The organism is Desulfoferrobacter suflitae (genome assembly GCF_022603395.1).
In the GTDB taxonomy this organism is placed as follows: domain Bacteria; phylum Desulfobacterota; class Syntrophobacteria; order Syntrophobacterales; family Syntrophobacteraceae; genus Desulfoferrobacter; species Desulfoferrobacter suflitae.
On sequence record NZ_JAIBKA010000011.1, the window covers coordinates 148,532 to 173,140 of the forward strand.

Consider the following 24,609-nt stretch of genomic DNA (forward strand, 5'->3'; position numbering starts at 1 on the left):
AGACTACCATGAGTAATCAGCAACACATCTTAGTAGTGGACGATGACCCGGGTGTGGTCGAGGCCGTTTCCATGAAATTGAACAGCCTCAATTTCCGCACCTCAAAGGCTTACGACGGCGTTGAGGCCTGGGAGAAGATCAAGCAGGACAGACCGGATCTGGTGATCTTGGATGTCATGATGCCCAATAAAGACGGCTATCAGGTGTGTGACGAACTGAAGAAAGATCCGGCCTACAAGGACATCGCTGTAGTGCTGCTGACCGCCGTGGCAGACAACGTCCAGACGACAAGCTACACGCACCTTTCCGGGAAAACCACGCTGGCTGACGACTACATTCCCAAGCCGGTGGACCTGGACAAGCTCATGGAAATCGTCAAGGACAATCTGGCACGCTGAGGCGGAGGCGGGTGCCGGCAAAGTCTGGTCCTGGCTTTCCGTAAACCAAGCACGTCCATGACGGCGGCGGCAACCGGGCGGGATTGGTTGCGCCGCTGCCTGGGCGGATTTGCGGGGGCGGGTCCGCATTCGAATGAACCGAAGTGGGTGTGGTCGGACGAGCTCTGGAACATCGTTTGATAATCGCTTGATTCGATTATAATTGAACATATCCGTGGACTTAAAAAATAATTCCGAAGAAATGGAGTGGCGTGCCAGGGTTTTTGATTCCCTGTCATTGCCGGCTTTGATTTTGAAACCCAACCGCGTCATTGTGAGCGCCAATGAAAACTTTCTGAAAAAATACGGTATTGGGAAAGAGCAAATCCTGGGGCGAACCTGTCATGACTTTTTCTACCAGTCGAAGGATACCTGCCCCTATGAAAACTGCCCTCTGCCGGAGGTGCTCGACAAAAACAGAGGCCACTCCATTCTGAGGAGGGTCACTACGCCAACGGGTGAGGAGAAGTGGGAAGACCGGGTATTTTCTCCGATTTTAGACGATCGGGGGGAAGTCCGCTATATCATTGAGAGCATTCGCGATGTCACTGAAGTGAAGGCTCTCGAAAAAGAGTTGTCCGGGATCAGGGAGTTCACTTCGAAACTGATCCAGAGCTCCACGAGCGGCATCGTTGCCGCGGACCGGCAAGGCAAGATCCTGATCATGAACAAGGCCGCCGAGGAGCTCACCGGGTATTGCATGAGACAATCGGGGAAAGCCCTGACGGTGCTCGATTTGTACCCTGAAGGGATGGCCAGGGAAATCATGAAGCGGTTGCGCAGTGAAGACTTCGGGGGAGTGGGGAAACTGCTCTCTACACGAGTTAACTTCATCAACGCCCGGGGTGAGGAAATCCCGATAGAACTGACCGCCGCCATCATTTATGAAGGCGGGGAAGAAGTAGCAACCATGGGCATATTCAATGATCTACGGCCCAAGCTGGCGGATGAGGAACGCATGACACACATGCTGGCACGGGTCGCCCACTCGGAAAAAATGGCCTCGCTCGGACAGCTTGCCGCCGGTGTGGCGCATGAAATCAACAATCCCCTGACGGGTATCCTGCTCTACGCCAATATGCTCATGGAATCGATGGATACCGATCCGGCCAAAAAGCAGGAGTTGAAAAACATCATCGAGGATGCTCAACGCTGTGCGGAAATCGTTAAGAACCTGCTGACCTACAGTCGCCAGACCGACAAGCAGACCGAAGTCATCCACATCAACTCACTCCTCGACTACAGCCTCAACCTGATACGCGACCAGCGGCTGTTCATTCAAATTGACGTGGTCAAGGAGCTGTCGGATGAAATGATGTTGGTGCAGGTAGACAAGAATCAGATGAGTCAGGTGATCATCAATCTGGTCATCAACGCGGTGGACGCCATGAACCGGCAGGGGACCCTGACCTTCAGGACCTACCGCGATAAACAGGCGCAAAAAGTCTACCTGGAAGTCGCCGATACCGGCTGCGGCATCGCCCTGGAGAACTTGTCGCGCATTTTCGATCCATTCTTCACCACCAAGGAGCCGGGCAAAGGCACCGGCCTGGGGCTCAGCACCGTCTACGGGATCATCAAGGAAAACGATGGCAACATTTCCGTGAAAGAAACGGGCAGCAAAGGAACTACGTTTCTGGTCGAACTTCCCTCGTTCCAGTTGCAGCAGGACTCCGAGAATGAAGCGGCAAGCGATCTGTTGATGTGAGGATGTGAGCGGGAAGGAGTGAACCTACGCTAATGGAACAACAGCAAGCAACACACAATAACAACAACCTGCCGACCATCCTGGTGGTGGATGACGAAGAACGGATTCGCAGCGGCTGCCGCAAGGTCCTGACACAGGAAGGCTTTGAAGTCCTCACTGCAGAATGTGGCGAGACCGGTCTGAAAATGATTGAGGACCGGCATTTCGACATCATTCTGTTGGACCTCATGATGCCAAGCCTGTCGGGATTTGACGTGCTGTCGCGTGTCAAGAGCCTGCATCCCGATACGGTCATTATCGTCATAAGCGGGTACGCTACGCTCGAGCACAGCATCGAGGCGATGAAAAAGGGAGCTTTTGATTTCATACCCAAACCGTTCACGCCCGATCAGCTGAGAATGCTGGTGACCAAAGCACTCGAATACACCAGGGCACTCAAGGACATCGCCAATGAAAAATCGCGTATGCGGGTTCTCATCAACCGTCTCAGCGACGGAGTCATGGCGACTGACGCCAAAAAAGAGATTGTGCTCGCCAACCCGGCGTTCCTTAAAATGGTTGGCTACCAGGGAGAAACGGCGGTAGGCCATAACGTGGTGCAGGTCGCCCGATACGAGAAACTGCAGGCGATGATCGAGCAGGCGTTGGCCATGTCAAGTGATGAATTTGTGGAACTGGTGGACGAAATCGCGCCGGAAAACGGCAACGGTCGCCCCGACTGCATCCTCAGCGCCCGCTGTATTCCCTTTCGGGACCGGGCCGGCCGCAACATCGGGACGATCACCTTGCTGCAGGACATCACCGCCATGAAGCGCATGGATCAAATCAGGTCGGATTTCGTTTCCATGGTGGCCCACGAGGTGAGAGGCCCGTTGAATTCCGTTTTGATGCAGCTGCAGGTGGTACTCGATGGGCTGGCGGGCGAGGTCTCGGACAAACAAAAAGAAATACTGGAGAGAGTCTCCGGTAAGGTCAACGATCTGGTCAGCCTCTCTTCGGAATTGCTGGATCTTGCCAGGATCGAATCGGGTTTGATCAGTCAGGAGAGAGAACAGTTCGATTTGACCTCAATTATTGTGGGTCAGGTGGAGTTCCATGGGAAAAAAGCCGAGGCCGGCGGCGTTGCACTCAGGTTGGGCAACATCCCCCAAGCACTGCCCGTTGTGGCCAACAGGCGCAACATGGAAGAAGTCCTGTCCAATCTGGTGGTCAACGCCATCAAGTACACACCGGCGGGGGGAAGCATCACCCTTTCCGCGGAGAAGGCAGGCGATTATGTGCGCGTCGATGTTGCCGATACCGGTTTGGGAATTGCCAAGGAGGACCAGCAGAAAATCTTCACTCCCTTCTATCGAATTAAGAACGAGAAGACCAGGTTCATAACGGGGACAGGTCTGGGCCTGTCCATCGTAAAAAGCATCATGGATGCTCATAACGGAATGGTTCAGGTGGAAAGCGAGCCGGGCACAGGGTCGATTTTCCGCGTTTACATTCCGTGTGTAATAGCACAAGAGTCATCAGCGGCGGTGCCATGCGCCGCATGTGTTTCAAAGTCCTAATTACGAAAACGCGAAAACGAGGGAAAAACCGGTACGGCAGCTTGTTTCACCTTGATTTCGTGGTTTCCCAAATTTCAGAGGAGAGTTTTATGCAGCCAGCAATCGTACCTCAAGCATTACCGGCGCCGGTTAAAGAACACCTTTCCAAGTTGGATTTGAATCTCTGCATGACCTGCGGAACCTGTACCAATGGATGTCCCGTCACCGGCACACCGGGTATGGAGGGCTGGGATACCAGAAAAGTGTTGCGCATGTTGCACCTCGGCCTGGTGGACGAAGTCGTCCAATCCAAGTTCCCCTGGGTCTGTACCGGGTGCGGACGCTGCGCCCACGCATGCCCGATGAATATCGACATTCCCTATATCATGCTCCATATGAAGCACCTCAGACCGAGGGATAAGGTGCCGGGAATTCTGCACAAGGGTGCCGAGAACTGCTTCAACACCGGCAACAACATGGCCATCCCCAAGGAAGATTATCTGTTCCTGATGTATGACATGGGGGTGGAAATGGCGGATGAGGATTGCCCCGGCTTTTATGTGCCCATTGATAAGCAGGACGCCGACATTCTGTTCTTCCCCAATTCCAAGGAAGTGTTTGCCGACAACGAGGACATGAAGTGGTGGTGGAAGATATTCTACGCCGCCAAGGAAAACTGGACGATTCCGTCGGAAAACTGGGAATCGGTAGACTGGGGATTGTTTACCGGCAACTACGATTACATCAAGACCTTCGCTCAGCGCAAGATCGACTTTGTCAAGAAGTTTAACATCAAGCGCATGATCATGCCCGACTGCGGCGGCGGTTCCTATGGATGCCGTGTGGGCATGAAATATTGCGTCGCGGAAAACCCGGACAGCAAGATCAACGCCATTTATCTCTATGAGTATCTTATGGAGCTGATCCAATCGGGGCGGATCAAACTCGACAAGAGCGTCAACGAAGGCAAGATTTTTACCTGGCATGACTCCTGTAAGCACGGCAGAGAGCTGGAGCGGCATTTCGGCAAAGGGTTCTACGATGAACCGCGCTGGATCATTCAGCAGTGCGTCGATGAGTTTGTGGACGTGGAGCCCACCCGAGCCAACGGGCATTGTTGCGGCGCGGGCGGCGGCATGTGGCCCGGCCCCTATGAGGAAGAGGCCGCCTACCATGGTCGGGAAAAATACAACTCGATCAAGAAAAGCGGCGCCAATGTCCTGGTGGTGGGCTGCTCCAACTGCCACGATCAGCTGATGAAGCGCGTTCCAAAATTTTATCCCGATTATAAGTATGAGGTGAAATACATCTGGGAACTGGTGGCCGATACACTGATTCTCGAACCCTGGTCCGAGGAGGAAATCGAAAAGGCTGAAGCCGAAGCCCAGAGCCAGTGGGAGCGACTGGGTGTTGACACCGAAATGGAATATTAGGCGGTGGTTGCCCGCTGCATGTGCTGCTGCGGGCGGCATTTATTTTCAATGATCGGAGGCCCGGCCTTTTCCCTTCCAGAATTCTGCCAGGGTGTGAGCGCGCAACAGCTCGGTTTCCACCCCGGCATTGGACAGGACGTAGGCCGGGCCTTTGCCTTCCAGGCTCCTGGGGATGTACAGGCGATCGACTCCCTGGTCGATGAGCCAGTGGCCTACCGCAATTCCCTTGCCTTTTTCCTTTTCCCGATATGGGTTGGCAATGAATCGTTCCTCCAATACCCGGAAATCCTTGTTGCGCAGGGAGGCTATGTAAAATAGATGGGCTTCCCCAAAATGCCGGGAGATGGTTTCTCTGTCGGATTCCATCGGAATCGCGATGGTCAACGAGAATTTTGACCGGGGTTCGTAGTGGATCAATATCCGATCGATATTGGGGACTTTTTTGCGAATACCCGCCTCAATCCGTTCGCTGATGGCATGGGCCATTTCCAGGTCCTCGACGCGCAGCACCACATCCCCCTCCAGGAAGCGAAACCGTCCCGCGTTGCGCCCGACCAGAAAGCGAACCTCCACCACCGCTGGTTGCGACTCGATGAGTCGCCGCACCTCGTCGAGGGTTGCGGGGTCGATGGACACGTCCAGCAGCACGCGCATGCCATTGACCAGCAACTCGAGGCCGGCGAAGGCGATAAAAATCACCACCAATCCTGCCGCGATTCGGTCAATGGTGATGCCATGGTAATTGATGTGTAACCCTGAATAATGGGCTGCCACCGCGGCCAGTACCACTGCTGTGGAGAGCACGTCGGCCTGGCGATGACGGCCGTCGGCGATCAGGGCAGGCGAGCCGGTACGGCGGCCAATCCACATGGTGTACCAGCCAAACACCCAAGGAATCAGGACGCTGATCCCCATGCCGATGACCACCGTCAGGGTCACATTGGGTGTCCCGGCAGGAGCGGTAATGATTTCTCGAACGATTTCGTAGCCAATCAAAAAAATGAGAAATGCCACAAACACCTGGATGACATTCTCGATCTTATACAGTCCGTAGGGGAATCTTTCGCTTTTGCGGGTGGACAGCTTCAACCCTGCCCAGAGGGCAAGCGAGGCCGCCGAATCCGCTGCCGAATCGACCGCAGAGGCCACAACCGGCAGGCTGCCGGATAGACAGGCAAGCATCGCCTTCAGACAAGTGAGAGCGAGGTTGACCAGAAAAGAATAGAAGCCTACCCGCTGCACTTGTTTGGTTTCATCTTGCCTGTGCGGCATCCGTGATGTCCTTGGGGAGCAAAGAGCCGTGTTGGAAAAGGAAAACCGAGGTCAGGTCGGCGTGCTTGTGACGGGTTTCAAGCCTGCGACCGCGCGGCAATCGCTGTCAGCTTGCCAGGCCCAGGATCCTGCGCAATCGGCCCACCAGCTCAACGGCATCGTCTTTGCCGGGATCCAGCGGCAAGCGGGCAAGAATGCCCAACCCTTCACTTGCCTCATGAAACTCTTCGTCGGAAAGCGGGCTCACCACGGCGCTATTGATCATGGCGTTCAGCGTTAAAATTTTTGCTACCAGCTCAAGGGGATCGCCATCGGGCAGTTGGTGATCCAGAATGATGAGATGGGGGGCGGATTGACGCACCGCTTTCAGCACCTCGGCGGCTGACGCGGTGCGCGTGAGGCGCACCTGAGGGGCGGCCGTGAGCGCTGCGACAAAGGGATGTTCCGCTGCAAGTCGGGTGGTGGCGAGCAGAATGTGCAACATGTCGTCTCCTACTGTCATCTGGCATTGTTTATAGAACCTTGGTCGTGGCCAGCACCGCGCAGGGCACGAAGAGGAGGGATTCATCGAATCGTTTTCCCTTCGTGCCGCTTCGTGCGCTGTCTGGTTTGGTGCGAACAACCTCAGCCTGCGGTAACGATAACGCCCGGTATTGACATCTCAGGCGGAACCATTGGACCCGCAACTGGATTCCCGTCGGTAGTAATCGGCAATGGCCTCGCCCAGAGTGTTCACCGCAAGCCTGGCACAGTGTACATGGTCTTCGGGCAAACCGCCGACCGCCGCAACCACATCATCCGGTTCCAGTTCGAGGGCCCGCTCCAACTCCCGTCCTTTGGCCAGTTCGCTCATGGCGCTCGCACACACCAGTGTATAAATACAGCCGTAGGGGATCACTCGGATATCGGCAATCGTTCCGTTTTCAATGCGCAGGTGAACCTCGATGGCGTCTCCACACTGGCCGACGGCGCTGCCCCTGGCACTGGGATCGGGCATGGAACCAATGTTTTTGGGATGCCTGGCAAACCAATGGAACTGCTCACTGGCCTGATCCGGCAGCAGCAAGTCATCAATGGACACGTCAGCTTCTCCTTGTCAAATCAGAACCGGGCGCCCATCTGTGGATGTCCTCCTCCACCGCCGCCGCAAGTGAATTCGCTGGAAAAGCGCTGCAAACTTCCCTGCAGAAAGGCCTCGACAGCTTCTCCGACAGTCTGCAGACCACCGCCGTAGAAAACATTGATGCCCACCTGATTGAACCCCATCAGAGGTCGCATTCCCATGCCGCCGGCAATGAGGATCTGGACGCCATTTTGCGCCAGGTGGTTTACCGGGGCCATGCAGCCTCCCTGTTCATGGGGCACGTTGGGCAATGTACGAACCGTCTGTACTTTTCCTTCCGCCACTTCCACCAGTGTATACACGTCGCAGTGGCCGAAATGAGCGCCCAGTGCCGATTCGAGACCGCCCGGATGGGTCGAGGGAATAGCAACAACTGTACTGTTCATGAGACTCTCCTTGTAAACATGGTGTCTTGATTCCGTGTGCGGAAGCCGCCTTCCGCACACGGGTTGTCAATCTTCCTGAGGATGCCCTCAGAGACCTTGGGTGGCTCTGCCCCCTGCAGGGGCACCCACCCGCCTTGAGAATACCTAGCGGCACGTTTCCATCAGGCCCCCCCCCTTATCCAGAGAGCAGTGGAGCCACTGGGTTTGTGAAAGGAAACGCGCCTGAGGCTGCGGGATTGCGACTACCTGCCCAGCAACGCTTCAATCTGCTCCCATGCGCGTCCGAGCTCCCGGCTGAATTCGCTTTCGGGCAGCTCCGTGACGACCAGCGTCTGAACCATGGCTTCAGTGACAATCCTGTCATGTGGCAAACTTGCCAGCACAGGATAGTCCTTGTCCCGGCAAAACGCTTCAATTCGTTTGCTTTCCTCGGGGTTGAGGTCACACTTGTTGATGATGACCGCAAAGCCTACCTTGAAGTGCCTGCATAGATCGGCCACGCGCTCCAGGTCGTGCCTCCCCGAAGGGGTGGGTTCGGTAACCGCTACCGCCAAATCGGTTCCCGAAAGCGAACTGATCACCGGACAGCCGATGCCCGGTGCCCCGTCGCACAGCACCAGATCAAGGTCACGGCTCTCGGCCAGTTCTCGCGCCTGTTGCTTGAGAACCATGACCAGCCTTCCCGAATTTTCTTCACCGGGGAACAACTGGGCATGCACCATTGGGCCCATGCGAGTCGACGACACGTACCAGTTTCCACAATGTTTCTGCGGAAACTCAATGGCATCGGCAGGGCAGAATGCTACGCACACCTTGCATCCCTCGCAGCGCAGTGGATCCACCCGGAAGCCGCTGTCGTTCTCGTGGATTGCCCCGAACCGACACATGGCCGCACAAGTGCCGCACCGCTCGCACAGTTCGGGGTCGATTTTGGCCTCATAACCCGACCAGAATTCTTCCTCCCGTTGATGGGCGGGACGCAGCAGCAAATGCAAATCGGGAGCGTCCACATCCAGATCGCAGATGACTTTTTTCGCTGCCAGATGGGCGAAGGCCCCGGTGAGCGAAGTCTTGCCCGTACCACCCTTGCCGCTGATGATGACCACTTCACGCATGGGCCGCCTCCTTGGAACTGCGGCGCTCTGCCAGGTGGCGAATGCCTTCCTTGAGATCAATGAAGATACGCTCTATGTCGCTGGAAACTTCCGTTATGATCCTGCCGCGTGCATAGGCTTCTGCAATGGCGCGGTCAAACGGGATCTGCGCCAGAATCGGCAGGCCCTTGTCCTGACAGAAGTGATAAATTTGATCGTTGCCGACTCCGGCTCGGTTCACGACGGCCCCCATGGGCTTTCCCAGGGGACAAAATGCCTCCCAGGCCAGCTGAAAATCATACAGGCCAAACGGGGTGGGTTCCGTGACCAGGATGATCACATCACTGTCGATCACCGCATTCACCGCCGGGCAACTGACCCCTGGAGGCGCATCGATGATGACGTCGCGCGAACCCCCTGCCGCCATGGCATTGAGCCTGGCTTTGACCTGCCGCATCAGCGGGGGGCTCATGGCTTCGCCGACACGCAGCCGGCCCATCAGGAACCCTGCGCTGCCGGCACTGCCCCAGCTGATTTCACCCAATTCCCGTCTGCCCTCGGAAATCGCTTTCTCCGGGCAGATCGCCATGCACCCTCCACACCCGTGGCACATTTCCGGAAAAGTCATGACCAATTGATTGACCACACTGATGGCCTTGAACTGGCAGAGATCCGAGCAGGCGCCGCAATAGGTGCACTTGGACTCATCGACCACGGGGATCTTGATGTAGGCTGTCTCGTTTCCTTCCATTGCGGGGTGCAAAAAGAGATGCAGATTGGGCTCTTCCACGTCCAGGTCGACGGCCACAATCGGCCTCCCCCAGATGGTTGTCAGTGAGGCGCTCACGGTGGTCTTGCCGGTTCCGCCCTTGCCGCTTGCCACAGAGACGATCATCGCCCACCCTCCCGGTTGGCTTGCTCGGCCATTTCCACCTCACCCCTTTGGAAGCGCTCCACCGCCTGCCGTACGGTCAGACCTTCAAGGTTTTGCCCGATTTTGATGCCGGCGGCCGTCAGCGCCTGAAAAGCCTTGGGGCCCACGTAACCGGTTAATAGACAGTCGACGCCGGACCTGGCGATCAGTTGCGCGGCTTGAATCCCGGCACCCTGAGCCAGTACCTGCGATTGTCCGTTGTCGATGTAGCGGGTTTCCATGGTTTCCAGGTCCACCACCACAAATCCCGCAGCCCGGCCGAAGCGGGGGTCTACCTTATCGTCCAGGGTTGGGCCTTCGCTGGTTATCGCAATCTTGCTCATAGTCATCTCCTCACTCGTCGCTCGTTTCCATTTGAGTTGATCTTTTGAAAAGGCACCCTTCCACCTGCAGCCTGGTCGCTCGACAACGCCATTGCAGCAGCCGGCAATGATATAGTCGCCCCCCTGAATGCGCAGGGTCAAACCCTCGATCAAGGCCTCCGCCACCACTCGCCTGGCTTCAGCCAGAACCCGGCCGAAGGTATGGCGGGAAACTCCCATGAGTAGAGCGGCTTCCTCCTGGTTCATCCCCTGTAAATCCGCCAGGCGAATGGCTTCGTGTCCCTCATGGGTGAGGCACACCTCGCCCGGTTTTCGGACGGAAATGCCCTGCGGTTTGAAATAGGTCACCCGCGGGTTATTCCGTATGCGGCGGCATTTACGCGGTCTTGCCACGGCGGCTCCTTCGTTTTGCTCATTTGAGCGAAACTATAATGCCGGGTCAACACAACGTCAAGCCCATAGAGCAAAATGAATGCCAAAAAATGGCAATGCCTCAGGAATGCGCCGCCCCCTCCCTGCTTGCTACCCCCCAGCCATATGTCCGGCGGCAGCGCCAACCGAATGGAATCCCCCGCCGGCGTTTCGCCTGTGGGGTTCTCCCCGGCCTGCCAACGGCGTATGCGACCCTCGCATCGCGCCCCCGGGTGAAGATTGTTCCCGGGCAGCGGATCCGCCCCTGTAAATTTGTTATCACCATTGGCGCCCTCGCACCTTTTTTGCCGCCTTTGGCATCGGTTCCAGGAATTTTCCTCACAACGCCAAACAAATGGAGGACGGCATGCGGTTGGGTTCGGAGGAAAAAAGTTGTGCCGGTGAAAAGAAGAATGTCCCCACCTTCACCTATGAGCTCCTGCACGGAGAATCTCGCTTTTTACCCGGCAGAAGGGAGGCGCATGGACACAAATCCGGTAAGGGCATGATGGTGGATGGACACAATCCCGGAGCAGCACTCGATCAATTGAACGAGATAGCGGAGATCAAGCATTTTGTCACGGCCATGGACGCTTTTGAAGATGTCCAATGGGGGGCCGGAAGAGGCAACAGGGGCTTGCTGCGGGTGGGGATGACGCCGGCGGTGGTCGAGGGTCCCGCCGCTGACTTTGGATCCTGCGGCCCGCAGGCCGTCCGGGGGCTCCCTCTCTCTCGAGGGACAGAGGGAGCTTTGCGGTCGGCATGCCCTGAGAGGACGGCATAGACCAGACCGGGGTCAGCCGGGCGCCGCCCAAGGGTACGCGGTTGCGTCAAGCAATTTGTTCTGAAAGGGTTACTGCAGCTGTGTATAGGCAGTGTGCAAATGGTCCAGCCATACCTGCACCACCCGGGGATATTCGCCGGTTCCCTGGAGGATGCTCTCGCAGGTGTAGCCGTTCTTTTCCAGGATCGATTTCCAGCTGTCGGCATCGGGTCCCGCCATGTCATTGCGGGCATGGTCTCCGGCAACGGCCATGAGCGGCATCAGGTACACCTTTTTGACCTCCCTTGCGCGCAGCTTCGGCAGCAGGTCATCGATGGCGGGGTACCCCTCGACCGTGCCGACAAAAACATTGGGATCCATTTCCTGAAAAACTTGATTCATGGCCGGGTATATGGCATCGGACGGATGATGCTCACTGCCGTGCCCCATGAGCACCACGGCCTCATCCGCTGTTCTTTGGGCCGGAACATGGTGCAGCATGGCCTTTGCCACCTGCACCATGTCCTGGTGTGAGGAGAGCAGCGGAAGGGCCACCGCGACCTGTTGAAAACCGCCCGCCATCTGCCCGAAGAGACGAACGTTGTGGTACAGCTCGTGGAATTCCGCGCCCGGGATGGTGTGCAGCGGCAGCACGGCCACATGCGTGTAGCCCTCGTCCATCAGCCGGGAAAGAGCCGTTTCGGGAGAATCGATGACTTTGCCCTGTTTGGCCAGTTTGTTTCTGACGATCTTCGAGGTGTAGGCCCAGCGGATTTCCACCTGGGGGAACGCTTGTTTGGCCAGCGAATCGATATGGTCCAGGGCCTTTTGTGCCTCGGGCACGGTGGTGCCGAAAGCCGCCAGGACAATGGCCTTGTTCGTGGCGGGCCTATCCCCATGGGTGGCAAAGGAATGGATCGACAGAGCCAGGATGCCGACAAGCACCAACAGACCAACCATCCATTTCATTGTTTTCATGTTTCCCTCCCTGTGCAAAAGTTATGACTCATTGCGCGGTACACCCTGCCGCGGGCATTCAGAGCAGCACACCGAGCCCGGCCAAGCGGCAGCCACATTTCCTTAATCCTTAAAAAGCGGGCACCTGGAAGCATGAACGCTCCCAGGTGGAAAGAGGTTATGAAAATGCGATGAGGAGAGGGATCGATCTGCCTCGGCAAGCAGTCTGGTGCGTTGGCTCCCTCCCAAAAAAAAATCCCTAGAGCCTTTGGCCCTAAGGATTGCACCCTGGTTCACTTGTTCCTTGTTCGGTTCGCCGGACAGTTCCTCGCACCGACTCCCCAAACAGCATCAGGCAGGTCTTCTGACTTACGGATCTTGCTACTTTCCGCGCCTTCCCGTCGACCGCGATCGGAATCGAGACATCACCAACCGGATGAGAGTCGTCGTAGGGTGTTCCTTCCGGCAGCTGACTGCTGTTTTCCGAGCTGCGTCATGACAGTGGCGTGAGCGGATTTCGTCCCCGTTTACAGCGGCGGGACCGTTCCCGAATTGCACGGGATTCCCTTTTAAGCTCAACAGCACCTGATCTGTCAGCAACAATTTGCAGTGTGCTCACAGTACCGGTTACCGTCGCCGCTGTCAACCCCGGTTTTTCAGCAATTTTCATTTTGGCCGGGGATCGTGGTCCGCAGGGTCGATCAGGCGCGGCCTTTTGTCACGCGCTTCGCGTGATAACTCACCGGCCGGCGGGGCCTTCCTTTCTTTTTCAGACGGGAGGGTGGCATAATGGGCTCCTGCTTGCCCGGCAATTGTAAACAAAGACAACCAAGGCTTCTCGACCAGGTTCGGTCGGCCATCAGACTGCGCCACTAGAGCATACGAACAGAAGAAGCCTACATTCAGTGGATCAAGCGGTACATTCCGTTTCACGACAAGCGGCATCCCCTGGACATGGGAGGTGTTGAGATCAATCGGTTTCTGGAAAGGAAGTATCCCAATGCAAATCGAGAATGGGGCCGGCAGTACGTATTTCCCGCTCAAAAGCACTCCGGCGATCCACGAACGGGACTGGATAGGCGGCATCATTGCAGCGAGGGGATTTTGCAGCGAAACATCAAGGCAGCGGCAAGAAAGACACTCATTCACAAGCCCGTAGGCCCTCACACGCTGCCATTCGTTTGCAACCCGTTTGTTGCAGAGCGGCTATGACATTCGAACAGTGCAGGAGCTTCCGAATCATAGCGATGTAAACATAACGATGGTCTACACGCATGTATTGAACAGGGGTGGCAAAGGCGTAAGCAGCCCTATGGATGAGCTTGTATCACAACCCGGTCCGACCGTGGGTGATCTTTGACACATTTTATAGAACCGATCTAGACGGCGATTTTGCCGGATACCTCGCAGGCAGCCGTTTGTCCATAAATAGTGTCCGGTAGTAAATCGCAAGCCAGCAGTATCGGTCTACAAATTGACTTCCGAGCGAACCTTACCTTAAACTGATTGGAGAAGAGTATGGACGTCAACGAGAATTTTTGAGGAATATGGCAGCAAGATGAGTCAGTCAGGTGGCTGGATGAAATTCAATATAGTCCGCAGAGGAACTGGATGCTCCACATTGGTATCGGGAACAGATGGCGTTAATATTTCCAATTTTATAGGGGATTATAATCAGTTGAATTAGGGCCGCTTACTTATTCGATTTTGCTTTCTTGCCCATTTAGGACAGGAGCACGAGGGAGGAGGCACCATGTCAATCAAGAATCTAGACCCTAATGGGCTCGAGCAAAACAAAGATTGGGAAGGAAACAATGCGGCTTTCACATGCCCAGTATGTCAAAAAGTATTCATCGTTAGTGATACACGTATGCATGTAGGGCCGCGCAAGGAAAAAGGTTATAGAAAATGCGCCGCTTGTGCAAGGTCATGGGATCGTGTAACCGGAGAAAGAAAATCAGGTGGAACGGCAAGTATTGAATGGTAACTATGGGACGGAGAGCCAAAGGACGTCCCAATGCCACCAATGGTGAGGGATCTGATCACCGACCTTGAAAATGCGGGTTTTGTGGACCGAGGCGGAAAGGATAGTCATCGAAACGTCGTCCACCCACAAGTGAGAAGACCGGTAACTGTATCCGGGCAACTGGGCGACGATGCCAAACAGTACCAGTTGCGAGCGGTAAGGCTTGCTATAGAGGAATCGAAGAAATGAAAGACAGTGCCAGATATATAAAGATCGTTGAGTGGTCAGAAGAAGACCAGTGCTACGTAGGCAGCTCACCAGGATTATTCTATGGAGGATGCCACGGAGACGATGAGATGGAAGTTTTCGCAGAACTGTGTCGAATTGTGGAGGAAGCGATTGCTCTCTATAAAAAGGATGGAAAGAAACTCCCACCGGCAACTTCGGGTCAGGATTTTGCCAATAAGATGCAAAACGTTGCATAACGTGTCATTCCAGTGGAACCTCGCAGCGCAGGCGCTTGCGCAGCCCTATTCCGATTCGGCTACCATTGGGGAACGCTTCGAAATTTGGTATATTGGCGATATTGAAAATGCCCCTTTTAGAATAGGCAGAAAGTTGAGATCTGGTATAAAAATATCTCTTAGATGCCCTGACATAGCACCTCAGGGTGGAGTGCTCTTCGGTCCCTGCGACAGATGAAAATCCATCTGAAAAGCGACGAACGGATATTGGGTGACAGCGAATTTGTTGACTCTGTTCTTGCCGCGGCCCGGCAGACGATGCAGCGACAATAGGTGATAGGAAATCGTTTTTTTGAGGTTTTTTGAAAGCAGGTGTTGGTGGTACTGTCAAGGGCAAGTCAAGGCCATTTTTGTGCGGATTTCATGGTGAGCAATGACAAACAGCACCACGGTGTGGCACCGTGGCGGTTGCATGATCGGCATATTTCGACGCAGATCGAGTTTCGCGCACGTTTTCTGGTTTGTGGAGGAGTTGAAAGAGGGTATTTGACCGCGTTAGCGGGCAGACTACTCCTGTGGTAGCCGGTCAGGGATTTGTCCAGCGCCCTGGTTTAGTGGTATCTGTAGGCGGGCTCTTCATATCCGGACCGGTCACGCCAAGGCGTGGGCGAAATCTTCGATGACAACCGGCCCATCGCCAGGTGTTTTGGTTTTTCCCTCATGAAGATCTGGGTGCTGTTTCCACAGTCCCAGATGGCCGAGGATGCGCTCGATCACGGCGGGTTCGTGAATCAGGCTTATGATCTTCATGTCATGGCCGCAGCGGGGACAAGTCAAGGGATCCACCTCGTAGATCTTCTTTATCAAGTCTCGCCAGTCACGCCATGGGCGTGATTGATGGGATGCGCGCAGGCTGGTAGTCTGAGACATCAAGTCCCGCTCAAAGCGGGATCACTTCATTGGCGTTCTCGCCCTGGGGCGGCTCATCCCCGGGCCTTAAAACACCTTTCTTGATTCTGTCTCCTCTGCTTCTACTGGAATACCACCCATAGTATCTGACCATCTGAAAATGCTTATCCGGGATATGCTGAGTGATGGCGGCGATGAATTCCTCGGCGGTGAAGATCTCGAAGTTTTTCTTGTTGCACCCGTGAGTCATCGCCGATCGATAGAGGACTTTGCCTGTGTCCTTCAGGTAGGTAATCTTCTGCTCCGAGAAGGCGTTTCGGAGGATATATTCCGCCAGCGCCTGCTGCCCGTCCCGATTATCTAAAATGAACATGACGGAAGGGTCCATGAAGTCCTTGAAGGCTTCCTTTGCAGGACGAATTGCAGAAAGACCCTGCATCACACCAATGACAATGCTGGTGATGCCGATTGGCAAAACCTCGAAGACCCACAACACTCCGGCCAGCAAGAACAGACCGATGGACGCCTTTCCCTCCTGAGTGAGATCGAACACTTTGCCCGTTGGGTCAACGGCACTGCTCCAGGGCGGCATCAAATAAATGTAGAGAAAGAGTCCAAAACCGGCCAGAATGATCAAAATTCTCTACCAATCGATGGATCTGAGATTGTTCGCCAAAACCTCCAGACCATTTCGGGTGCCTGCCAAATGATCAAGCCGCTTTGTTCTGGTCAAAGTCTGCATCGTTTGGTCCTTCCCCAAAACTATTCCGATACGACAGCCAACCACAGCACTTCCAAGATGTTTGATTTCATCTCTTGGCCTTCGACACCTTCATGGGAGCACTCCTTTCATACGGCGGCTCCTCCCTGGAGCCAGGGTTCTTTTTGCTGTAGCGCACTGAGTAAATGATAAAGAGAAGCATCGGCACGCACACAATCATCAGTCCAATGAGTTCGGATGCATTTAACGACATGATATGACTCCTCATGTGTTTAGGTGGCCATTTCCTCATTGCTCACAACCTGCTGGGTTGGAGGTGGAAATCAATTGCTCAAAAACCTGATAAACCTTTTCAAAGTCCCCCGACTTATCAAAGAAAAAGTCCGCTCCCAAATGCATACATCGCTGCCGGTATTGAGGATAAGGATAGTTGGTCAAGATAATGACCAACGGCTTTTGGCTCGCTTTGTTGATTTCCGCCAGAACGTCAATTCCGCTGCCGCCCGGCATGCGGATATCCAGAATCACCGCATCCGGCCTCAATTCCCGGATGGCTTGGGTGGCAAGCTGAGCATTTTCGGCGAATCCGATAATCTCAACCCCTTGCAAATCGAAAAGCATGCTACCCAATCGCTCGCGTACAATGGCAGAATCGTCTGCTATAAAAACTTTCATGATCTCACTTGCTGCAGGAGAAACAACCGTGTTTTCGACTGATTAATGACATGCGTGGAGGGGCGAAAAAATCGGCGGGCGTCTGATTATTCTGTCGGAAAAGACGGCCTGCGGGTGTCGGCCTTTGTCCTACTAGGGAGAGAGTCCATGATGAATTGTTCAAACAGAAAAGCCCATCGCAACACCTTTGCGGTGGCGGCAATCAGCCTGGCGGATCGCATGTAGCAGCGCAAACGATGATATTGTTCATTAAGGACCTGTCAGCGGGCTTTGAAAGTTCTCCAGGAAACGATGAGCAGCGTCAGAACGGTAATGGGAATAACAAAGCCGAGCATTGTCCTGCTGAATAGGGGAAGCATCTGATGGTGCATTGAATTGAGTATCAGGTAGCAGCTGTAAATTATGTAATAGACAAAAAAGCAGAGCCCTTCCCATTGAGATATCCTGCTGCCGGTGAAAAAAATGGGCAGACAGGCAACAGAGACCGCGGTCATAACTGGGATGTCGAAGCGTTCCGCCGCCGCGGAGACCTCTATCCCGCTGACCGCGACGGCGCTGGAAAGCCCCAGCACCGCCAGGATGTTAAAAATGTTGCTGCCCACGACGTTGCCCACCGCAATGTCGCGCTCGCCTCGCAAACTGGCAACCACCGAAGTAGCGAGCTCAGGCAGGGAAGTGCCGGCGGCAACCACAGTCAATCCGATCACCAGTTCACTGTTATTAAAGGCCTGGGCCATGGAGACGGCGCCTTGCACCAGCCAGCGCGAGCCGATAACCAGCAGCACCAGTCCCAAAGCGATCAGCGCCAGATTGCAGCCTATGCGCCAAGGCGAACTCGATTCCCTGACCTCAGTGCTCTCAGGTCGATCATTGCTCTGTTGTCTTGTTGTGAGTTCAATGTGGATCAGAGCATACGTGTAGGCCAGAATACACAGAAACAGAAAAACTCCATCCAGCCTGCCGATTCGCCCATCCAACGCCAGGACCCACGTGAGGACGGATGCGCCGATCATGATGGGGACGTCCAGTCTTACCAGTTGGCTCGAAACCGTCAGGGGAGCGATTGCCGCAGAGACACCCAGGATGAAAAGGACGTTGAAGATGTTGCTCCCAACCACATTTCCCAGTGCCAGGTTGGGCTGGTCCATGAGGCTCGAGTGAACACTCACCGCCATTTCAGGGGAACTGGTGCCATAGGCGACCACCGTCAGTCCAACAATGAGAGGGGCAACCCCCAGGGCTGCCGCCAGCTTTGACGCACCTCTCACCAGCGCTTCGGCGCCAATGATCAGCAGCAGGAGGCCGCTCACAAACAGAAGGTAAATGGAACCGCTCAAAACTGGCATCCTGTTTATCAGCCGGAAGAAATCTGCAGACCTGCCCCCTCAACCTTGCCGTGCTTGCGCGTGGTAAAATGGGCAATCCATATACTGATCTCATAGAGCAAAAGCAAGGGACCAGCCATTAAGGTTTGCGTGAAAGCGTCCGGAGTCGGGGTCAACACCGCCGCCACTATGAATATGAGGAGGATCGCATAGCGACGCTGCTTCCTCATGAATTTAGCGTCAATGAGGCCCAGTTTGGTGAGGAAGAAGATGAAAATAGGCAGTTCAAAGATGATCCCGAAGGCCAGAAGGAATCGGGCCGAGAAAGAAAGGTATTCTCTGATGCTGATCATGGGCGCCAGATGATCGCTGGAAAAAGAAGTGAAAAATTTGAAAGCCTGCGGAAAGACCAAAAAGTAGGCAAACAACGACCCGGCCACATAAAAAAGGGTTGAAAACAGCAGCAGCGGAAAACCGCATATCCTTTCGTGACGACATAAACTCGGCGCCACAAGCGTCCATAGTTCAAACAGAATCAGAGGCATGGCCAAAGCTGTGCCGGCGATCAGGGAGACCTTCAAATAGGTCATGAATGCTTCGTGAGGGGCGGTGTAGAGCAGTTTTTCGAATCCCCCGTGCGGCAACGCCGCAATCATCGGCTTCATGAGCACCGCAAATAGACGTTCTTTGAAACAGTAGGCTATCAGCACACCTGCAGCGATGGCACAGACACAAATGATCAGCTTTCGTCGCAGTTCCCCAAGGTCCAGCTTAAGCGGCAACACATGATTTTTCATCAGATGGGAAGTCCTCACATGGAACGTTTCAAACCAGGATGGGTCTGAAGCCTTCTTTTTACCAACCCCCTGACCGGGAAGTCGGTCACAATGAAGCATGCTATAAATGAATGGTTATGGCAGCCGGCTCTCCACTTCCGGCACCGAACACCCCGCTGGAATGCAAGCAAGCTATACACATCCATCTCTTCCAGGGTTCTCGGAGCAGCTGCCGGAGTCAGCATCGCACGGGGCCGCAGTCAAGACTATCAGGAGCCATCTGATACTGGCGTAGGAATTCTGTCCGGTAGCCTGTCGGATTTTGTCCTACAGCAGCTGTTTGGAATACGCTCAACGCCAGAAACATGCTGAGCAGACCGATAACAACCTCAGTCAACCAATCGGTTTTTTACCGCATAGTGAGTCAGTTCCGCGTTGGTTCTCATGTTCAGCTTTTCCAGAATTCGCACCCGATAGGTACTGATGGTCTTTATGCTGAGGACCAGCTGTTCGGCAATTTCCTTCACCGTCTTACCGGATGCAATCATGCACATCACTTGGTATTCTCTGTCTGAGAGTGCTTCGTGGAGCGGTCTCTCCGCATCACTTCGCAGGTCGAAGGCCAACTTCTCAGCCAGAGAAGCGCTCACGTATCTGCCGCCGCCAATGACCTTGCGAATCGCTTTGACCACTTCTTCCGGCACATTCTCTTTGGTGAGATATCCGGACGCGCCGGCTTTGAGCACGCGAACTGCGAACTGGTCTTCAGGGTGCATGCTCAAGACCAGGATCGGAAGTTTCGGGTACTGTTGTTTCACCTCTTTCAACACATCCAGCCCCGATCTTCCGGGCATAGTGATATCCAGCACCACAATGTCCCATTGCCCTTTTCCCAGTTGAGCAAGGAGTTCCTGACCGTTTCGGGCTTCACCAAACACTAAGGGAGAAAACTCCTCGCTGAGGATCATTTTCAACCCCTGCCGAACAATGGCATGGTCATCAGCAACCAGCAGCCTTAGCATGTCTATCTCCTGTAAAAAGCAAAGAGCCGCATCCGGTTCGATAGCTCTGCAGGACAATGAACCGCAACTACATGGGCGCCACACCCAAAGGGATTCTCACCGTCACCGTCGTTCCCCGGGATGGAATCCCCACAATGGAGAACTCGCCCCCCAGCAGCAGAGTCCGCTCCCGCATGCCGAGAATGCCCAGCGACTTAACACTGCAACTCTCCTTTTCTGTCACCCCTCTGCCGTTGTCTTGGACCTTCAAGACCAGCTGCTGCGCTTCCTCCTTGAGGCTGATGTCAATGCGGCTTGCATTGGCATGGCGAGCCACATTGGTCAGAATCTCTTGAAAGATGCGAAAAACAGCCGAAGAATTCTTTTCGTCCACGGGTAGATCCTCATTCACCTGTGTCAGGACCACGCACGGAATTCCCGTCCGCGCCTGAAAATCCGAGGCTTGCCATTCGATGGCCGCTATCAGCCCGAGGTCATCCAGGATTCCGGGCCGCAACTCGGTTGAAATCTTGCGCACTGCCTGGATGGTCTCATCAATCAGCTTTTTCATGGCAGCAGTCTTATCCAGTAAGCGTTCAAAGGGTATTCCTCCGCCCCCGTCTGCAATTTTCTTGTCCAACCAGGACAGGTCCATTTTGAGCCCCGTAAGGGCCTGTCCGAGCTCATCATGAATTTCCCGGGCAATGCGCGTTCTCTCTTCTTCTCTGATGGCTTCGATGTGCGCCGCCAATTCGCGCATTTGCTCACTGGATATCTTCAACTGCTGTTCAACGCGTTTTTGATCGCTGATGTCAATCAAAATACCCTGAAGAAACTGACGATTCTCCTGTTCGGTTTTCATCAACACCGCCTCATCGTGAAGCCAAACGGTGCGGTTGTCTTTGGAAAGCATCCGGTATTCAGACCGAAACCCGATGACGCAGGCGGTGTGCGGATCACCATGCATTTCTGTCAAAACACGGTCCCGATCCTCGGGATGCAGCTGCCTCCTCCACAACTCAGCATCGGCCAACCATTCTTTTGGAGAAAAGCCGAGGATGGCTTCCACCTGCGGGCTGATGTATAAAGTGCCGGCGGTCTTATCCACCGGCGTGACATAAGTAACCATTGGTATTTGCTCCACTAAAGTCCGGTACTTCGTCTCGGCTCGATTGAGCTCCGCAGTTCGTTGTTCGAGAGATTCGGCCATGTCATCAAAGGAATCGGCCAGCATGCCAATTTCGTCGCCATCGTAAGGTGGACCGATGCGCGCCGTTAAATCGCCGTTGGCGAGACGTTTGGTCGCTCTGACCAATTCGTCAAGCCGCCTCAGGATGAAAATCTCACCGCCGAACCAGGTCGCAAGCAGCGCCGTTGCTCCAACCAGGGCGATGCCTATGAGGTTCCGCATGAAAACACGGTCCACCGGTGCAAATGCAGTCTTCTTGGAAACCCCGATGCTCACGTACAAGTTGTTTCCCGGTGCACCTTGGACCGTCGTGATGCCGTACAGGCGCGGGATATTGTCCAGGCCCCGGGCCTCGACCATGCTCTCTTCCCTCTCAGAGTGGACCATCTGACTGATTCGATTCTCCGGCAGCTTTCGTCCCACCCACTTCTCGGGGTCCGGATAACGAGCGAGGATGGTTCCCTCCGCGTCGATGACGATCAGGGCCGCCTCCAACGGCAGTTGAGCTTCCACTTCCAACTGCTTGAACCAGGCCAAATCGAGATTGGTAAATACCAATGCCTGAAGTTTTTGGGTTTGACCATACACCGGATAGCCAAAACTGATGACGGCTTGCCCCGTAATTGCATCCAGTTGATACCCACTCATCAAGAACCCGTTGGTTCGCAGCGCAGCAGCAATGAAAGGCTTGTCGGCCAAATTGACCATCTCCACCGTCGGTCGAGCACTGCAGAACAGGTTTCCTTTCGCGTCGAGCACCCCGAGATTGGTGTAGTAAGGGTACTGCTTCAACAGATTTGCAAAAACCGCACTGCAGACAGCCGAATTGTTGGGAAACACTTCCGGGAGCTGCGACAGGCCAATCAAGAGTTGACGGGCCCCTTCAATGGCCTGCACCAAATCACCTGCCGCCAGACGAGTGAGACGCAAAACATTTTCTTCCACCAGGGATCGCTGGATGAGCCGCTCTTCAAAGCCGGTGTAGAGCGCCCAGCCGAGTGCCGGCAAAATTGCCGACATTATCAGAGCCAAAAGCCTGATGCGCAGACTCGCAAAGGTGAAGAGGCGCATGGTTTCATTACCTCAATTCTAGGGCAAGGAGTGAGACCGGTCCCGGCATAACCAAGCTCAATCGTATTTGGCCGCAATCTAGAAAATATCCACAACAATTCAAAATAACAATAAAAATTCCATTCATTCCGGTCCTGGACCTGTGCGGACCAAACGGACACAACAAGAGTCAGCCACTGTAGGACAAACACGGTCAGGTCCCCAAATTAAATTCCTACAAAATAATCAGACCGCTGCCGATATTTTTGGAAACCCCTGGATGGCATTTTAAATCCAAGTTCAGTCGTTTGGCTGCTAAGACCATGAGGCGCCGCGGCAGGGGCTGTTCCACCCGACCGCAGTCTCATAAGGACCGATATGAAAGGAGACAAAAGGATGGCCACAGATGTAGCGGAATTTGCTCGACAGTTACGCCAGGACGGCATTGATGCGGCCCAAAGTGAGGCGCAGAAAATCATTGCCGAGGCCCGCGCCACAGCAGAACAAACCACAACGGAAGCCAAGCTCTCCGCCCAAAAAATGCTTGCTGAGGCCGAGCAGGAAATCGCCCGGAAGTTCCAGCGGTCCGAGGCCGAATTGAAACTTGCGGCGCGCGACATCATGTTGAAGCTAAAGCGGCAAATCGAACAAATCGTCCAAGACCTGCTCAAAGAGAAGACCGGCAAGGTACTCTCCTGTGAACAGGTGATAAAGTCCGCCGTCATGGAGGTGATCAAGAGTCAGAAGACCGGCAGTGATTGGGAACTGGCGCTGGGTCCATCGGTCGGCGAGCCTCTTGCCAAAGCGGTGGTGGACGAATTCTGCCAATCCGAACACAGCCAAATGAAGCTCGTTGACGGCTTCAACAAAGCTGGATTTCAGCTGAAGTCCAAAGTTGGATCTGAAGTGATCGAAGTTTCCGACGATTCCATGGCAGAAGCTTTTCGACGCCTGCTTTCGCCTGAACTGCAAAGGATCCTTAATTCAAAGATCGAGGCAGCCGAATAATTTATGAGCACCCGTCTATACTACCTGCTGGCGCTCTTACCGCCATTGCCTCCCCTTGGGGATACGCCCCCCATTACTGAGTCTGAAGTGCTGTGCATCATTGACCAGGAAAAGGTTTCGGATGCCCGGTTGCTGGCGGAAGCGTTCAATTCTCGAACGCAACTCATGCAGGCGGCAACCCTCAAGCTTGAAGGACATGATGCCGGTGACATTCCAGCAATTTGCTATTTTGGGCACAACTTGTCACCGCCTCTCTTCGAGCTGTTTCTGCGAGACCCGCAGGAAGCCGGAGAAGACGCGTGGCTTACCGAATTCTGGATGGAACTTCTCAGTTTTTTTGATGCTGTGGGCAAAACTTTGAAGTCCTCGCTCCTGTGCCGCTGGGCCGCCTGGGAAAAATCGCTGCGCAGCCGACTGCAGTCAGTCCGAATCAACAGCATTGCTGATTCCGGCCGCAAAGATCTATTTATAGACGCCCATGACCATCGCCCATTGATCGCTGACTGGCGAGCCGCCTCCAATCCCATGATGGGTGAGAGGATCCTGGATCAGGCGCGGATGGATTTCATCGAGGCAGAATCGCGCAGATATACATTCAACATCGATGAACTGGCCGCATATTTTTTGAAATTGGGCCTTCTGACCCGGCATGCGCGACTGGACCGGCAACAGGGCCTTGACATTCTGGAGGAGGTTATCGCGCTGTGAGCCTAACTGGTCGAATTGCATCAATATACGGCAACATGGTAACGGCAGAAGTCGACGGTTCTGTTCGACAGAACGCTGTGGCTTACTGTCACCGCTTCGACGGGGTAAAACTGATGTGCGAGATCATTCGCATTCGAGGAAACCGCGTCGACATGCAGGTCTACGAAATTACCAGGGGACTCAAGATAGGTGACTTGGTGGAAGTGACCGACGAGTTGTTGTCCCTCGAACTCGGTCCCGGGTTGCTCGGGAAAATATATGACGGGCTGCAAAACCCACTTCCCGAGCTCGCGCAATCGGTCGGCAACTTTCTTAAACCCGGGAACTATCTCCCCGCCCTCGATAGAGAAACACAATGGGCCTTCACACCTCTGACCCAGAGGGGTGAGGTTGTCGCAGCTGGGGATAACTTGGGCAAGGTCCCCGAAGGGATTTTTG

Annotated in this window: 28 protein-coding genes, 1 pseudogene and 1 riboswitch; of the genes and pseudogenes, 13 read left to right on the plus strand and 16 right to left on the minus strand. The window is 54.6% G+C overall.

Annotated features, from left to right (window positions below; genetic code table 11):
• The first annotated feature begins 8 nt into the window (after window positions 1–8).
• The 4 genes from K1V27_RS18160 (at window position 9) to K1V27_RS18175 (ending at window position 5,116) form a co-directional block, all read left to right on the plus strand.
• Entirely contained in the window at window positions 9–398 is a 390-nt protein-coding gene (locus tag K1V27_RS18160; RefSeq protein WP_258931476.1) for a response regulator, read from the plus strand.
• A gap of 214 nt (window positions 399–612) precedes the next feature.
• Window positions 613–2,145 carry a PAS domain S-box protein gene (locus K1V27_RS18165; RefSeq protein WP_258931477.1) on the plus strand — a complete coding sequence of 511 codons (1,533 nt, stop codon included), beginning with the start codon at window positions 613–615 and terminating at the stop codon, window positions 2,143–2,145.
• A 32-nt stretch (window positions 2,146–2,177) separates the two neighbouring features.
• Window positions 2,178–3,704 (plus strand): response regulator, encoded by a 1,527-nt coding sequence (locus K1V27_RS18170; RefSeq protein ID WP_258931478.1) that lies wholly within the window; start codon window positions 2,178–2,180, stop codon window positions 3,702–3,704.
• Between the two features lie 89 nt (window positions 3,705–3,793).
• Complete coding sequence (locus K1V27_RS18175; protein WP_258931479.1) at window positions 3,794–5,116, plus strand: (Fe-S)-binding protein; 1,323 nt, start codon at window positions 3,794–3,796, stop codon at window positions 5,114–5,116.
• Between the two features lie 45 nt (window positions 5,117–5,161).
• Here K1V27_RS18175 and K1V27_RS18180 read toward each other — a convergent pair whose 3' ends face one another.
• The 7 genes from K1V27_RS18180 to K1V27_RS18210 form a co-directional block, all read right to left on the minus strand.
• Window positions 5,162–6,388, minus strand: a complete 1,227-nt coding sequence (locus tag K1V27_RS18180) for a cation diffusion facilitator family transporter (RefSeq protein WP_258931480.1) — start codon at window positions 6,386–6,388, stop codon at window positions 5,162–5,164.
• A gap of 106 nt (window positions 6,389–6,494) precedes the next feature.
• Complete coding sequence (locus tag K1V27_RS18185; protein WP_258931481.1) at window positions 6,495–6,872, minus strand: DNA-binding transcriptional response regulator; 378 nt, start codon at window positions 6,870–6,872, stop codon at window positions 6,495–6,497.
• Between the two features lie 177 nt (window positions 6,873–7,049).
• The gene (locus K1V27_RS18190) at window positions 7,050–7,469 is read right to left on the minus strand and encodes an iron-sulfur cluster assembly scaffold protein (protein WP_258931482.1); all 420 of its coding nucleotides are present in this window, start codon (window positions 7,467–7,469) and stop codon (window positions 7,050–7,052) included.
• Window positions 7,470–7,489: 20 nt separating this feature from the next.
• On the minus strand, window positions 7,490–7,897 hold the full coding sequence (locus tag K1V27_RS18195; RefSeq protein WP_258931483.1) for a NifB/NifX family molybdenum-iron cluster-binding protein: 408 nt from the start codon (window positions 7,895–7,897) through the stop codon (window positions 7,490–7,492).
• Window positions 7,898–8,139: 242 nt separating this feature from the next.
• A complete protein-coding gene (locus K1V27_RS18200; RefSeq protein ID WP_258931484.1) occupies window positions 8,140–9,012 on the minus strand; it encodes an ATP-binding protein in 873 nt (290 codons plus the stop codon).
• Entirely contained in the window at window positions 9,005–9,886 is an 882-nt protein-coding gene (locus K1V27_RS18205; RefSeq protein WP_258931485.1) for an ATP-binding protein, read from the minus strand. Before K1V27_RS18205 ends, K1V27_RS18200 begins: the two co-directional genes overlap by 8 nt.
• Complete coding sequence (locus K1V27_RS18210; RefSeq protein ID WP_258931486.1) at window positions 9,883–10,641, minus strand: DUF134 domain-containing protein; 759 nt, start codon at window positions 10,639–10,641, stop codon at window positions 9,883–9,885. Before K1V27_RS18210 ends, K1V27_RS18205 begins: the two co-directional genes overlap by 4 nt.
• A 385-nt stretch (window positions 10,642–11,026) precedes the next feature.
• Between K1V27_RS18210 and K1V27_RS18215 the strand changes: the two genes are divergently transcribed.
• Window positions 11,027–11,443, plus strand: a complete 417-nt coding sequence (locus K1V27_RS18215) for a hypothetical protein (RefSeq protein WP_258931487.1) — start codon at window positions 11,027–11,029, stop codon at window positions 11,441–11,443.
• 69 nt (window positions 11,444–11,512) lie between these two features.
• Here K1V27_RS18215 and K1V27_RS18220 read toward each other — a convergent pair whose 3' ends face one another.
• Window positions 11,513–12,400, minus strand: a complete 888-nt coding sequence (locus tag K1V27_RS18220; protein ID WP_258931488.1) for a sirohydrochlorin cobaltochelatase — start codon at window positions 12,398–12,400, stop codon at window positions 11,513–11,515.
• 316 nt (window positions 12,401–12,716) lie between these two features.
• Window positions 12,717–12,982, minus strand: a riboswitch (cobalamin riboswitch).
• A gap of 318 nt (window positions 12,983–13,300) precedes the next feature.
• On the opposite strand from K1V27_RS18220, the gene K1V27_RS23190 reads away from it, so the two are divergent.
• The 5 genes from K1V27_RS23190 (at window position 13,301) to K1V27_RS18235 (ending at window position 14,830) form a co-directional block, all read left to right on the plus strand.
• The gene (locus tag K1V27_RS23190; protein WP_435051679.1) at window positions 13,301–13,591 is read left to right on the plus strand and encodes a site-specific integrase; all 291 of its coding nucleotides are present in this window, start codon (window positions 13,301–13,303) and stop codon (window positions 13,589–13,591) included.
• A 10-nt stretch (window positions 13,592–13,601) separates the two neighbouring features.
• On the plus strand, window positions 13,602–13,739 hold the full coding sequence (locus tag K1V27_RS23195) for a hypothetical protein (protein ID WP_435051677.1): 138 nt from the start codon (window positions 13,602–13,604) through the stop codon (window positions 13,737–13,739).
• Between the two features lie 393 nt (window positions 13,740–14,132).
• Complete coding sequence (locus tag K1V27_RS18225) at window positions 14,133–14,366, plus strand: hypothetical protein (RefSeq protein WP_258931489.1); 234 nt, start codon at window positions 14,133–14,135, stop codon at window positions 14,364–14,366.
• 30 nt (window positions 14,367–14,396) lie between these two features.
• The gene (locus K1V27_RS18230) at window positions 14,397–14,594 is read left to right on the plus strand and encodes a type II toxin-antitoxin system HicA family toxin (protein ID WP_258931490.1); all 198 of its coding nucleotides are present in this window, start codon (window positions 14,397–14,399) and stop codon (window positions 14,592–14,594) included.
• Entirely contained in the window at window positions 14,591–14,830 is a 240-nt protein-coding gene (locus K1V27_RS18235; protein WP_258931491.1) for a hypothetical protein, read from the plus strand. The genes K1V27_RS18230 and K1V27_RS18235 overlap by 4 nt, the downstream gene beginning before the upstream one ends.
• A gap of 630 nt (window positions 14,831–15,460) precedes the next feature.
• Here K1V27_RS18235 and K1V27_RS18240 read toward each other — a convergent pair.
• The 8 genes from K1V27_RS18240 to K1V27_RS18275 all read right to left on the minus strand — a co-directional run bounded on the left by K1V27_RS18240 (window position 15,461) and on the right by K1V27_RS18275 (window position 22,476).
• Window positions 15,461–15,739 (minus strand): hypothetical protein, encoded by a 279-nt coding sequence (locus K1V27_RS18240; protein WP_258931492.1) that lies wholly within the window; start codon window positions 15,737–15,739, stop codon window positions 15,461–15,463.
• A gap of 10 nt (window positions 15,740–15,749) precedes the next feature.
• Window positions 15,750–16,355: a transposase gene (locus tag K1V27_RS18245; RefSeq protein WP_258931493.1), complete on the minus strand. Its 606-nt coding sequence runs from the start codon at window positions 16,353–16,355 to the stop codon at window positions 15,750–15,752.
• Window positions 16,356–16,527: 172 nt separating this feature from the next.
• Window positions 16,528–16,692, minus strand: coding sequence for a hypothetical protein (locus tag K1V27_RS18250; RefSeq protein WP_258931494.1), 165 nt, complete (start codon window positions 16,690–16,692; stop codon window positions 16,528–16,530).
• A 35-nt stretch (window positions 16,693–16,727) separates the two neighbouring features.
• Complete coding sequence (locus K1V27_RS18255) at window positions 16,728–17,114, minus strand: response regulator transcription factor (protein ID WP_258931495.1); 387 nt, start codon at window positions 17,112–17,114, stop codon at window positions 16,728–16,730.
• A gap of 260 nt (window positions 17,115–17,374) precedes the next feature.
• Complete coding sequence (locus K1V27_RS18260) at window positions 17,375–18,451, minus strand: calcium/sodium antiporter (RefSeq protein ID WP_258931496.1); 1,077 nt, start codon at window positions 18,449–18,451, stop codon at window positions 17,375–17,377.
• A gap of 17 nt (window positions 18,452–18,468) precedes the next feature.
• Window positions 18,469–19,236 carry a twin-arginine translocase subunit TatC gene (tatC, locus tag K1V27_RS18265; RefSeq protein WP_258931497.1) on the minus strand — a complete coding sequence of 256 codons (768 nt, stop codon included), beginning with the start codon at window positions 19,234–19,236 and terminating at the stop codon, window positions 18,469–18,471.
• Window positions 19,237–19,604: 368 nt separating this feature from the next.
• Window positions 19,605–20,237, minus strand: coding sequence for a response regulator (locus K1V27_RS18270; RefSeq protein WP_258931498.1), 633 nt, complete (start codon window positions 20,235–20,237; stop codon window positions 19,605–19,607).
• A 67-nt stretch (window positions 20,238–20,304) separates the two neighbouring features.
• Window positions 20,305–22,476: a PAS domain-containing protein gene (locus tag K1V27_RS18275; RefSeq protein ID WP_258931499.1), complete on the minus strand. Its 2,172-nt coding sequence runs from the start codon at window positions 22,474–22,476 to the stop codon at window positions 20,305–20,307.
• A gap of 375 nt (window positions 22,477–22,851) precedes the next feature.
• Here K1V27_RS18275 and K1V27_RS18280 point away from each other — a divergent pair, with 375 nt between their 5' ends.
• From K1V27_RS18280 to K1V27_RS18290, 3 genes and pseudogenes are all read left to right on the plus strand, one after another.
• Complete coding sequence (locus K1V27_RS18280) at window positions 22,852–23,463, plus strand: hypothetical protein (protein WP_258931500.1); 612 nt, start codon at window positions 22,852–22,854, stop codon at window positions 23,461–23,463.
• Between the two features lie 3 nt (window positions 23,464–23,466).
• Window positions 23,467–24,171: a DUF2764 domain-containing protein gene (locus tag K1V27_RS18285; protein ID WP_258931501.1), complete on the plus strand. Its 705-nt coding sequence runs from the start codon at window positions 23,467–23,469 to the stop codon at window positions 24,169–24,171.
• Window positions 24,168–24,609, plus strand: a pseudogene (locus tag K1V27_RS18290) (V-type ATP synthase subunit A); the annotation flags it as partial. The gene K1V27_RS18285 and the pseudogene K1V27_RS18290, both read left to right, overlap by 4 nt.